Below are 12,561 nucleotides of genomic sequence, written 5' to 3' on the forward strand. Positions count from 1 at the left end.
TTTTGAATAAATATAAGTTCTAAAGAAATTTATATTATTATTTAAATAAATAATGATATCGAACCTAATAAGGTCATAAATTTTACAATTCTGAACTTCCTTTCTTTATATTTGCGGCCTTACATTAAAGGAAAACTTATGATTACGAGCAACGCATATTTTGATGGAACAGTAAAATCCTTAGGTTATACTTCTGCAACTGGAAAATCTACCATTGGGGTAATGGAGCCTGGAGAGTATGAATTCGGAACCTCTGCCAAAGAAACCATGAATGTCGTTGAAGGTGAGTTAATAGCCTTATTGCCAGGTGAATCGGAATGGAAATCGTTTAAGACTGGTACTTCATTTAAAGTTGGGGCCAATACTTCTTTTAAGGTAAAATCGGTAGGGCAAACATCCTATTTGTGTCAATACGAATAATGGAAATTTTCTGCCTTTAAGTCAATAGGCTTAAAGCATCAAATGGAAAAGGAAGTCAAGCCGATGTTTGGTCCACGGCCCTAGCCATTTATTACGATATCTTAAGTAGGGAAAATACTGAAAGAATAAGTCGGTTCTTGTCCAACGCCTATGAAAAGGCCACCTTGCGTATAAGGGGAATATTAGACACATTTTAATCACAGATGATTTTAACGAGTCCACAGCCTGGTAATTTTCATTGGACCAAGAATACATATGGGATCTACGGGAAAACGATTTTAGAAAAGGGTCTAAATTCGGGGCTCCCTATGAATGTTTTCATCTTTCCGGCTACAAACATAACACCTTGTATATGACCACAGTAAGTTGCCCCTTGGCTGCGTTTAGGGCAATTGTAAAACCTTGATGAAAACTAAATTATTTTCTTCTGTCCCTGATTTGCAAGCTTGTATATTGATGCTGAACTATACTATAGAATATTCAGGTATTTGAATCTCAGCTGTACTTCCGAATCTTCAGCAACCGTTATGGATATGCTGTCCAACTGAATATTAAATTTATAGTTGTAATTGCCCGACTCCATAAGTACGATAGAGTTTAAAATTAAAAGCGCCTCACTTGGTTTTTCTGACTCGTACAAAGAACTGGTCATTACGTTTGAAGGATCCAATTTCTTTACAATACCTAGATATTCGGCTGCTCGTACCCTGTTAATTAGCGCTGTGTCATGGGAGGCCATTTCCCTAATCTGGGATTCCATTCCAATGGCTTGCTGCCCAAAAGTACTACAAGCGATAAGTGCCCAATATCTTTCCCATGGATCGGATGACTTTAGGGCGGTGGTAAGGGAATTCTTGGCATTATCAAAATTCAATAGGTTTAAATCGGCAATAGCGATATATTTTTGAATTTCGTCTTTATGCTTTTTTCCGAATTCTACAGGATTTTCGAACGCCTTCTCGATCAGGAAGTGTTCGGGATAGAAAGAGAGATCCGGCATTCCTTTTACCCAGATAGCGAGTTTTTCTCGCATGCTAATAAGTGTAGAGCTATACGCTGGGTCATCTGCCAAGTTCTTTGTTTCATAGGGGTCGGCATCAATATCAAAAAGCATTTCTGGGGCACGTTTTTCAAAAAAGGCGGATTGTAGCTCGTCGAGTTTACCATCGTTGTATAAGGACTGCCATTCCTGATAGGCCAATTGCTTGTAACGATAGTTGTTCATTAATCCGTCATAATTAAATGGCTGATAGCTCCTAATGTATTTATATTTCCCTTTTCGCACAGCCCGTACCATATCATATTTCTCATCAAATCTATCTGCATAACTATACGTTTCATCACGGGAATTCAATTCCCCACTCTCTATATCCTTGCCTAAAAATGCAGTTCCATCTATTTCTTTAGGAATATTAATACCTGCAAGATTTAAAATTGTTGGAGCCAAATCTATAAAACTCACAAAACCATTTGTGGTACTACCTATCTGGTTTTTCACCAGATGTCTATAATTTTTGGGAACATGGACCACCATAGGCACATGCAGTCCAGTTTCATACAGATATCCCTTGCTTCCGGGCAATACGCCACCATGATCACCGAAATAAAAAATGAAGGTGTCATCCAGTCGACCATCCTCTTTTAGTTCTTTGACAATTTCTCCGACCTGGCGGTCCATCTCCCTGATTTTATCACGGTACAGAGCATTGGTGTATTTAAATACGTCTGTGTTGGGATGATTGGGTTGAATTTTAAAGGAGTTTATATCTGTTTCAGAAGCAATAGTATCCATACCCTCAGTAGTAAAGTGCATGCTGGATTCATGGGAAACCCCAATGTTGAAAACATGAAAAAATGGCTGTTTTTCAGCCCTGTTTTTCCAACTGGCCTTCTTTGAAGATTCATCCCAAACATCAGCACCTTTAATAATATTATAATCTTCCTTGCTATTGTTGGTGGTGTAATAACCGGCCTGTCTTAAATAGGCAGGAAACATTTTGAGTGAATCTGGCATTGGGACAAGGGCCATTTTTCTATGAAATTGGGCTCCGATACGAGGTCCGTAGCAACCAGATATTATTGCCGAACGGGCAACACTACAGACCGGGGCATTGGAAAATGCCCTACTAAAGATCAAACCTTCCTTGGCTAGCGATTCAATATTTGGGGTAGGAATTCCGTTGTCATCAAAAAGCTTTTGATAGTGCTTAGAATTGTCCTCGGAGGTAATCCAGACTATATTTGGGGGCTGCTCCACTTTCGGTTTTGTTTGGCAACTAATAAGAGTGAAGGCGCACAGAAGAATTGTGCAAGTCTTGAAAATTATGCTGTGATAAATTTTAAACATTGGAGTATACGGTTTGAATTTATGGTAGGTTATTTTTGGTACATGTTTGTTGTTAAAGTTCCCAATATAGCAAATCTTATATATTCGTGTTGTTTTCTGGGTACGTTCACTGTGCTTGTATGAAATACTTTTGTCTCTGGAAATCATAAACAGTATGTTATTTAAATAACTGAAAATAAGTACTTTAATACATTAAATTTTAAACGTTTATTATTTAAAAAAGGTAATTTTTTGGCATAATTCCGCTATGGAGAGTTTTGACCCTTAATTATAGGTGTAAAACCCTTATTTTTAATGAAACAGATGTTAAGTGTACATATTCTTAATTCGAAAGAATAATATTTACCAATCATGAAAAGCAAAAGAGCCCGAATTGTTTCAACCATCTTTTTATCGTTGTTGTTTTTTTCGACCTTTCAGTTAATTGGGCAAGAGCATCTTGATGTTGATCATCAAAAGAAAATGCACGAGCGCAATGCTATGGGAGACGGATCAACATTGAAGGTTTTACTTTTTTCCGGTACAGGTTGGTTCCGCCATCCGGACATTCCTATAGTAAATGGATGGATTGTACGGCTAGGTGCCGAGCACAATATGCAGATAGATGTTAGTGAAACTGGAAATGATATATCGAAGGAAAAACTGAGTTATTACGATGTATTGCTATTCAACAATGCAAATGTTCTAGATAAAGTTTTTAATGAAGAACAACGCAATGCCATAGAGGAATGGTACAAAGCAGGGGGAGCTATTGTTGGTTTACATGCATTGTTGGTGCATCAGGAAAACTGGCCTTGGATAAAGGAATTGGGAGGTTGTGATTTTAATAGTGATTCTGAATTCCTAAAGGCTAAATTGGTGGTTGATCCCAGGGCCATGGATCATCCTGCCGTTAAGGGGATGGGTAAAGAGTTTTGGTACGAAGTAGATTGGACCAACCACACCAATTCTGTTACAGGTTTGCCGGGTGTACAGGTTTTACTCAGGGTAGATGAATCCACATACGATCCGGTTAGAGAGTATTTTAAGACTAGAGGAGGTGTAGCAATGGGCAAGGATCATCCTATATCTTGGACCCGAGTTTGGGGCGGAGGAAGATTTTTCTATACAGAGTTGGGTCATGACATTCGCTCATTGGATACAGATTTTGGACGACAACATCTTATAGAAGGAATAAAATGGGTAGTGAAAAAAGAGTGATAATACTGTTTTTGCCTTATTGGATTGGATAAGTTGGCTTTTGATAGATTATTATGATTAATTGTTAAAAGTTGGAATCTGAAATTAGTATTAATTGATTTTCAGGATGAAAAGCCTTCGTTTTTCATAAAAATAATGTGTCTCGTTTTAATTTTAACAACTACCACTTGTGAGTGTTAAATTCAAGTTCTAGTTTTGATTCCCGTATGAATCGGGCATTACAAAAATATATTCTACTTCCCTGTATCCTTTTAATAAATGGATTCAACACTATTTATGCCCATACAAATTTTGAAGTTGATCGTTATTTTTCAATTTTAAATTTAGCAGCTTCCGATAGCTTTCCCTGTGAGTTTGAGGAAGAATTGGCCCCTGTTGTTTTTGCGGATACTTCTGTACTTGAAGTTCAAAAGCTACTTGTGGCGGAAGTTGCGGATTTCGAGGAAGAGGAGGAGGAGAGCGATGAAATTGTTTTATCTCCGGAAACAAATTTAATTTATGGTGGTCTAACAACTGCCATTTTTTATGCCCAAATATGGGAGTATTTGTCTTCCAATCTGGAAAATGACCTCGCTTACATTGACACCCACGCTTTTACTACTCCTTATAAGCGGTACATTAGATTCCAAGTTTTCAGAATTTAGGAAATCTGACAGTACCCAATTCTATTGGGGCTGTTCCCCCTTTTTTTTAAGTACTGTTCTTAATCAAAATTGAGTAAGTCCGAAGCTAATTTAGAAGGACTTACCGGGCATTTTATTTGCTAAAAAACTAATTATTCATTTTTAATAAATTAAGATTATGAGGAAATCCCCCATGATTATTGGTGTGTGTTTACTACTGAGCCAATTAAGCTGTAACTCCGAAAAACATGAAAAACGAGAGGAAACCAAATATCTCGTGACCAGTCCAATAAAAAAAGATACCGCGGTTGTAAAAGACTATGTCTGCCAAATACATAGCATTCGAAATATTGAGGTCCGTGCTCTGGAAAAGGGCTATTTACAGGAAATCTCGGTTGATGAAGGTCAATCCGTAAAAAAGGGTCAACAAATGTTTCATATTATGCCCAATGTATATGAGGCGGAATTTCAAAAGGCCACGGCGGAAGCTCGGGTGGCCGAAATTGAATATGAGAATACTAAATTATTGGCCGATGGCAATGTAGTTTCTGCAAATGAGCTGGCCATGGCAAAGGCTAATTTTGAAAAGGCCAAAGCAGAAGTTATGCTTGCAGAGACCCATCTAGGGTTCACTAATATTAAAGCTCCGTTTGATGGTATTATGGATCACCTGCATGTTAGGGAAGGCAGTCTTTTGGATGAAGGGGAATTGTTGACTACCCTATCGGACAATAGTAAAATGTGGGTTTATTTCAATGTGCCCGAGGCGGAGTATTTGGATTACATTACTAGTGTTGATCGAAATAGTAAAAAAGAGGTGGCACTTTTAATGGCCAACAATAAACGCTTTAATCAGACTGGTATTGTTGAAACCATTGAAGGAGAGTTTAGCCATGAGACCGGTAATATTGCTTTTAGGGCAACTTTTGACAACCCCGATGGTATTTTACGCCATGGGGAAACAGGTAGCATAATTATGCAGGTACCCCATACGAACGCGCTTATTATTCCGCAAAAGGCCACCTTTGAGGTTTTGGATAAAAAATATGTTTTTGTAGTTGATGATAAGGCAGTAGTAAAACAGAAGGAAATAGCTATCGCCGGTGAACTACCTAATCTTTTTATCATTGAAAAGGGACTTTCCCAGAAAGATAGAATAATTCTTGACGGCATTCGTATGGTAAAGGACGGGGACCATGTAGAAACCGAATTTATTGAACCAAAATCGGTTATAAACAACTTATCACTTTACGCCGAGTAAGTATAACCTATAGGAAACTTAAAGATTAATTGTACAAAGTATGGGGCGTTATCCCATCCAAAGGTAAGGAGGACAAGAAAGCCCCTTCGGTAATTAATTTTTATACCTAACCTAATTTCAGAAAAGATGTTCAAAAAATTTATAAAAAGACCGGTATTGGCCATAGTCATATCAGTCATGATAGTTTTTACTGGCCTTTTGGCCATTAAACAATTACCTATTTCCCAATTCCCCGAAATAGCACCTACTACCGTTAATATATTTATAGCGTATCCGGGTGCAAGTGCGGATGTATTGGTAAACTCAACGCTTATTCCATTGGAAACGGCCATTAACGGTGTTCAGGGAATGCGCTATCTGGCATCCGATGCCACCAGTGCCGGGGAAGGTACGCTGCGTGTTATTTTTGAACCGGGAACGGATCCCAATACGGCGGTAGTAATGGTAAAGACAAGGGTAGATCAGGTAATGCCGAACCTACCCGAATTGGTGCAAAAGGAAGGGGTGATTATAACCCCTGTACAACCCAGTATGTTGATGTACGTAAACCTGTTTGCCAAAGACGAGCATAACGATGAAAAGTTTCTTTACAATTATGCCTATACTAAAATTATACCCGAAATACAACGTATCAACGGTATTGCCAGTGCGCAGATATTGGGTAGTAGAAAGTACGCCATGCGGGTGTGGTTAAAACCGGATCGTATGCGTGCCTACAATGTATCTGCCGAAGAAATCATGGAGGCCATGCAGGACCAGAGCATAATTGCCAGGCCAGGGAGGATAGGGCAAAGTTCCGGAATTAAATCCCAGTCTTTGGAATATGTCCTTACCTACATAGGTCGATACAATAAACCGGAACAGTACAAGGATATTATAGTTCGTGCCAATGCGGAGGGGGAGACCATTACCTTGGGCGATTTGGCCGATGTAGAACTTGGAAGCGAGTTTTTCGATATTTATTCCAATTTGGATGGTCGCCCATCAGCATCCATTATCTTAAAACAGACTTTGGGCAGTAACGGTAAGGATGTTATTGACGAGGTTAAATCAAAATTACTGGAGCTTAAAGAAGACCTTCCTCCCGGATTGGATTATAAGATCAGCTATGATGTTGCCAACTTCTTGGATGCCTCAATCGAACAGGTACTCCATACGCTTCGCGATGCTTTTATTTTGGTTGCCATTGTTGTTTTCCTTTTCTTGGGCGATTGGCGTTCTACTCTGATCCCTATCATCGCGGTGCCGGTATCATTGATCGGTGCTTTTTTCGTAATGCAGCTCTTCGGGCTGTCCATTAACCTTATTACTTTATTCGCCTTGGTACTTGCTATTGGTATCGTTGTGGATAATGCCATCGTTGTGGTGGAGGCGGTTCACGTAAAAATAGAGGAGGAGAATCTAACGCCCTATAAGGCCTCAACAGAGGTATTAAGTGAGATTGGAGGGGCAATTATTGCCATAACCTTGGTTATGGTATCCGTATTTATTCCTATTTCCTTTATGACCGGTCCGGTGGGGGTGTTTTACCGACAGTTTTCGATTACCATGGCCGGGTCCATCGTAATATCAGCCGTTGTAGCCCTTACCCTTACCCCGGTATTATGTGCTATAATGCTAAAGAACAATCATGGGAAGCCCAAAAGGAAATCGCCCGTTGATAAGTTTATTGCCTGGTTCAATAAGGGTTTTGAACGCCTTACGGGAACCTATGTAAAACTATTGGATAAAATCGTAACCAGAAGGATCGTCACCTTTGGAATTTTGTTAGCCTTTTGCGCGGGGATATTTTTTACGAACGAATCGCTGCCGGCAGGATTTATTCCCAATGAAGATCAAGGGATGATTTATGCCATTATACAGACGCCACCTGGAGCCACTTTGGAAAGGACCAATGATGTTGCCCGTAAATTGCAGCAGATTTGTGAAGAAATGGATGGAGTAGAGTCTGTTTCTTCTTTGGCCGGTTATGAGATTATGACCGAAGGACGTGGGTCCAATGCCGGTACCTGTCTAATCAATTTAAAACCATGGTCCGAGCGTCATCATTCCGTACATGAGATTATGGAGGAATTGGAAGAGGAAACCCAAAATCTGGGGGCCAGGATAGAATATTTTGAGCCGCCAGCGGTACCTGGTTTTGGTTCTTCGGGCGGATTTTCGATGCGTTTATTGGATAAGACCAATTCCACGGATTATCATGGTTTTGGAAAGATAAATGATGATTTTATGGACGCTTTGGCCAAAAGGGAAGAATTAACAGGATTGTTCTCTTTTTTCTCTGCCAACTATCCCCAATACGAACTTAAAATTAATAATAAGATTGCCATGCAAAAAGGGGTTTCTATTGGTAAGGCCATGGAAAACCTGAATATTTTGATTGGTAGTACCTATGAACAGGGCTTTATACTATTCGGAAGGTTCTTTAAGGTCTATACTCAGTCGGCCCCTGAGTATAGGGCACTTCCATCTGATCTGGAAAAATTGTTCGTAAAAAATGAAGAAGGGGAAATGGTACCTTATTCTGCCTTTATGACCATGGAAAAACGTTTGGGCCCCAATGAGATTACCCGCTACAATTTGTATAATTCGGCCACAATCAATGGGCTTCCTGCACCTGGGTACACTACTGGGGACGCTATCAACGCCATAAAAGAGGTGGCTGCCCAAACCCTGCCCAGAGGGTATGACATTGCTTGGGAAGGGCTTTCGTTCGATGAGGCCAAAAGAGGAAATGAATCCCTATACATTTTTATTATTGTATTGATATTTGTGTATTTCGTGCTGGCGGCCCAGTATGAGAGCTTTCTTTTGCCTTTTGCCGTTATTCTATCGTTGCCTGTGGGTGTTTTCGGTTCATTTGCGCTACTGCGAATGATGGGCTTGGCCAATGATGTATATGCCCAGATAGGGGTAATTATGCTTGTTGGTCTATTGGGCAAGAACGCGGTGCTTATAGTTGAGTTCGCCGTTCAAAAACATAGGCAGGGCGCCACAATTCTTGAAGCGGCCATAGAAGGCTCCCGTGCCCGGTTTAGGCCCATTTTAATGACTTCATTCGCGTTTATCGCTGGTTTGATTCCCCTGGTCGTGGCTACCGGAGCTGGAGCCATTGGAAACAGGACCATCGGTGGGTCGGCCATGGGCGGAATGCTCATAGGTACACTATTCGGGGTGTTGGTTATACCAGGACTTTATTACATTTTTGGCAGTATGGCAGAAGGAAGGAATCTGATCAAAGATGAGGCCAGTGAACCTTTTTCCGAAGAATTAATGCGTACCAGTGAGGGAGAAAGTAGGACTAGAGCCAAACTGAGGGAGATTACGAAACTTTTGAAAAAACTAACCAAAGGAAAAGATGATGAAAAATAAGAGAATGTTAACCATTAAAAGGATCAGGTTGTATGGGTTGGCTTTAATTGCTGTTGTAGCCGTATATTCCTGTGTTCCTTCAAAAACGCTGTTGGAAGAAAATTCAGATGTGCCGGAGAGGTATCAAAATCAATTGGAAGATAGTTTGAACAGTGCTAGTATCCAATGGAAGGATTTTTTTTCGGATCCCCATCTAAGCGCGCTGATAGATACAGCCTTGATTAAAAATCAGGAGTTGAATATAATGCTTCAACAGGTGGAGATGGCCAAAAATGAGATCAGGACCAGAAAAGGGGAATATCTGCCCTCTGTGAATATTCAGGCTGGAGCGGAAGTTGAAAAAGTGGGCGCTTATACCAGGAATGGTGCAGTGGAGGAGCATCTTGAAATTCGAGAGGGGGAGGAGTTCCCGGAACCTCTATCCAATTTTATGGTAGGAGCTTACGCTTCTTGGGAGGTGGATGTTTGGAAAAAGCTGCGAAACTCCAAAAAGGCTGCTGTTTTCGAATATCTTTCCTCTATTGAGGGCAAGAATTTTATGGTGACCAATCTGGTTTCCGAATTAGCCGCATCTTATTATGAATTGGTGGCTTTGGACAGTCGATTGGCTATTATTGAACAGAATCTTGCCATTCAAACAAATGCCCTTGCCATGGTAAAGCTTCAAAAAACAGCAGCAAGGGCAACGGAGTTGGCGGTGCGTAGATTTGAGGCGGAGGTACTCAAGAACAAGAGTCAAAAATACGAGATACAACAGCAGGTCGTAGAGACTGAGAATAAGATTAATTTTCTGATCGGGAGATCACCGCAACATATCGTAAGGGATTCTAATGGTTTTATTGAATGGACCGTGGGTGAGGTAATGGCAGGGATGCCCTACCAACTACTTCAAAACCGGCCAGATATTAGACAGGCTGAATATGAACTGGCGGCGGCCAAGTTGGATGTTAAAGTGGCCAAGGCCAATTTCTATCCTTCCCTAGGGATAAAGGCAGGGGTTGGTTTGGAGGCTTTTAAGCCAAAGTTTTTGACTTCTACGCCCCAGTCCTTATTGTATAATGTAGTTGGGGATGTAGTGGCCCCGTTCATCAATAGAAATGCAATTAAGGCTGCGTATGCCAATGCCAACGCTAGGCAAATACAGTCGGTATATGAGTATGAGAAGGCTATATTGAATGCCTATATGGAAGTAGTAAATCAATTGTCCAATATTGATAATCTTAACAGAAGTTATGAATTAAAAGTAGGGCAGGTTCAAGCACTTACGGAGTCTATCGATATTTCCATTCGACTTTTTCAATCGGCCAGGGCAGATTATATGGAAGTACTTCTGACCCAACGTGATGCCCTCGAATCCAGTGAGGAACTTGTAGAGACCAAAAAGGACCAAATGTTGGCCAAGGTAGGTGTGTACAGGGCCTTAGGAGGAGGATGGGATAGATAAAGTTTATCCAAGGGTTGCCAATAACTTTGAAGGAAAGCCATTTTACATTCATGTAGAATGGCTTTTCCTATTTTGAGGCTGATAAGACTTTTGGATTAATTCCAAAATGAAGGGGCGCCTCAAATTTATTTGAGGATTATCCATAAACCTTATATATTTATTGTTTCCTATATTAGGTACCTTATTTAAACCATTCAACTATATGAAAGCATTACCATTATTTTCCCTATTTACACTTTGCCTTTTGTTGTTGCACAGCTGTGCAGAGAAAGAAGACAAGAAGCCACAGAAACCCAACATCCTTTTCATCATGTCCGATGACCATGCCTATCAGGCCATAAGTTCATATAGTGACCACTTAATCCAGACCCCAAATATTGATCGTTTGGCCAAGGAGGGAATTCTGTTCAGAAATGCCAGTGTTACCAATTCGATCTGTGCACCGTCCAGGGCTACCATTCTAACAGGGAAGCATACCCACATTAACGGAAAAATTGATAATCATAATCCCTTTGATACCACCCAGGTCACCTTTCCGCAGCTTTTTCAGAAAGCGGGTTACCAAACGGCCATGTTCGGGAAGCTGCATTTTGGAAACAATCCGAAAGGAGTGGACGAATTCATGATTTTGCCAGGTCAGGGACATTATATTAATCCGGATTTTATCACCCAAAAAGGAGATACTACCATTACGGGATATGTAACCGATATTATAACTGAAATGAGTCTTAATTGGTTGGACAAAAAACGGGACCCCAATAAGCCTTTTCTTTTAATGTATCTGCATAAAGCACCCCATAGACCTTGGTGGCCAAGATCCGATAAGTTTAAGGAGTACACCCAAAAAACATTTCCCTTGCCGGAGACCCTTTTCGACGATTATAAGAATAGGGGCTCTGCGGCCAAAACTGCCGAAATGAATCTTTTGTACCACATGGAGTATAGCCATGATAGCAAGATTTGGCCCGAAACCATAGAGACCATGGGAAATGTCGTTCCTGTAGTTCAAAATACACAGGCCAATATTTATAACGAATTTAATCGCGCAAACGAAGAACAAAAGAAAGAATATAAGCCAATTATCGATGCCATAAATCAGGATTTTATGGAGAAGTGGCCTTCCATGACCGACGAGGAAAAAATGACTTGGAAATACCAACGGTATATGCAGGATTATTTGGGCAGTATTTCTTCGGTGGATGATAATGTAGGAAGAGTGTTGGATTATTTGGATGACAACGGCCTGGCCGAAAATACCATAGTAGTCTATACTTCTGACCAAGGGTTTTATTTAGGTGAGCACGGTTGGTTCGACAAGCGTTTTATATATGACGAATCGTTTAAAACACCATTGTTGATCCGTTGGCCCAATGAAATTAAACCTGGAACCACTGAGGAAGAGATGGTACAGAACCTCGATTTTGCCCAGACGTTTTTGGAGGCGGCACAAATAGAGGCGCCTGCTGATATGCAAGGAGAAAGTTTAATGCCATTGTTAAAGGGGCAAAGCGACCAATGGAACAGGGAGGCGGTTTATTACCACTATTATGAGTATCCCAGTGTGCATATGGTAAAACGTCATTATGGTATAGTTACCAAGGAGTACAAATTGGCACATTTTTATTATGACGTGGATGAATGGGAATTGTATGACCGTAAAAAAGATCCCAAGGAGTTGAACAATGTCTATGATGATCCAGACTATGCTGAGATCCTCAAAGAACTTAAGGATAAACTGGCCCAATTACGGACAAAATATAAGGATTCCAAAGAACTGGATGATAAGTATATTGAACAATCCAAAAAGTACTAAAGGATTCTATTAAATTAAATAGGTATTAAAAAATAGCGGGCATAATGCACGCTATTTTTTTGGGATGGGTTTAATATATAT

Annotated in this window: 8 protein-coding genes; 7 read left to right on the forward strand and 1 reads right to left on the reverse strand. The window is 40.3% G+C overall.

The window, feature by feature from the left end; all coding sequences use genetic code 11:
- Positions 1 to 138 precede the first annotated feature (138 nt).
- Positions 139 to 420 carry a pyrimidine/purine nucleoside phosphorylase gene (locus tag MWU78_RS12485; protein ID WP_246998190.1) on the forward strand — a complete coding sequence of 94 codons (282 nt, stop codon included), beginning with the start codon at positions 139 to 141 and terminating at the stop codon, positions 418 to 420.
- 469 nt (positions 421 to 889) lie between these two features.
- Here the strand turns inward: MWU78_RS12485 and MWU78_RS12490 are convergent, their stop codons facing one another.
- Positions 890 to 2,677 (reverse strand): sulfatase, encoded by a 1,788-nt coding sequence (locus tag MWU78_RS12490; RefSeq protein WP_246998192.1) that lies wholly within the window; start codon positions 2,675 to 2,677, stop codon positions 890 to 892.
- A gap of 441 nt (positions 2,678 to 3,118) precedes the next feature.
- Here MWU78_RS12490 and MWU78_RS12495 point away from each other — a divergent pair, with 441 nt between their 5' ends.
- The 6 genes from MWU78_RS12495 to MWU78_RS12520 all read left to right on the forward strand — a co-directional run bounded on the left by MWU78_RS12495 (position 3,119) and on the right by MWU78_RS12520 (position 12,480).
- Positions 3,119 to 3,967: a ThuA domain-containing protein gene (locus MWU78_RS12495; RefSeq protein ID WP_246998194.1), complete on the forward strand. Its 849-nt coding sequence runs from the start codon at positions 3,119 to 3,121 to the stop codon at positions 3,965 to 3,967.
- A gap of 206 nt (positions 3,968 to 4,173) precedes the next feature.
- Positions 4,174 to 4,611, forward strand: a complete 438-nt coding sequence (locus tag MWU78_RS12500) for a hypothetical protein (RefSeq protein ID WP_246998196.1) — start codon at positions 4,174 to 4,176, stop codon at positions 4,609 to 4,611.
- Between the two features lie 157 nt (positions 4,612 to 4,768).
- Positions 4,769 to 5,851 (forward strand): efflux RND transporter periplasmic adaptor subunit, encoded by a 1,083-nt coding sequence (locus MWU78_RS12505; protein WP_246998198.1) that lies wholly within the window; start codon positions 4,769 to 4,771, stop codon positions 5,849 to 5,851.
- Between the two features lie 126 nt (positions 5,852 to 5,977).
- Positions 5,978 to 9,223, forward strand: coding sequence for an efflux RND transporter permease subunit (locus tag MWU78_RS12510; RefSeq protein ID WP_246998200.1), 3,246 nt, complete (start codon positions 5,978 to 5,980; stop codon positions 9,221 to 9,223).
- Complete coding sequence (locus MWU78_RS12515) at positions 9,213 to 10,667, forward strand: TolC family protein (protein WP_246998278.1); 1,455 nt, start codon at positions 9,213 to 9,215, stop codon at positions 10,665 to 10,667. Before MWU78_RS12510 ends, MWU78_RS12515 begins: the two co-directional genes overlap by 11 nt.
- Before the next feature lie 202 nt (positions 10,668 to 10,869).
- Positions 10,870 to 12,480 (forward strand): sulfatase, encoded by a 1,611-nt coding sequence (locus MWU78_RS12520; protein WP_246998202.1) that lies wholly within the window; start codon positions 10,870 to 10,872, stop codon positions 12,478 to 12,480.
- Positions 12,481 to 12,561: the final 81 nt, after the last annotated feature.

The organism is Arenibacter sp. F26102, assembly GCF_023015865.1.
GTDB lineage: Bacteria > Bacteroidota > Bacteroidia > Flavobacteriales > Flavobacteriaceae > Arenibacter.

Bases quoted from the DNA above. Each gene is read 5' to 3' on its own strand.
- MWU78_RS12495 (WP_246998194.1), top strand. From the start codon at position 3,119: ATGAAAAGCAAAAGAGCCCGAATTGTTTCAACCATCTTTTTATCGTTG.
- MWU78_RS12515 (WP_246998278.1), top strand. From the start codon at position 9,213: ATGAAAAATAAGAGAATGTTAACCATTAAAAGGATCAGGTTGTATGGG.
- MWU78_RS12505 (WP_246998198.1), top strand. From the start codon at position 4,769: ATGAGGAAATCCCCCATGATTATTGGTGTGTGTTTACTACTGAGCCAA.
- MWU78_RS12485 (WP_246998190.1), top strand. From the start codon at position 139: ATGATTACGAGCAACGCATATTTTGATGGAACAGTAAAATCCTTAGGT.
- MWU78_RS12500 (WP_246998196.1), top strand. From the start codon at position 4,174: ATGAATCGGGCATTACAAAAATATATTCTACTTCCCTGTATCCTTTTA.
- MWU78_RS12510 (WP_246998200.1), top strand. From the start codon at position 5,978: ATGTTCAAAAAATTTATAAAAAGACCGGTATTGGCCATAGTCATATCA.
- MWU78_RS12520 (WP_246998202.1), top strand. From the start codon at position 10,870: ATGAAAGCATTACCATTATTTTCCCTATTTACACTTTGCCTTTTGTTG.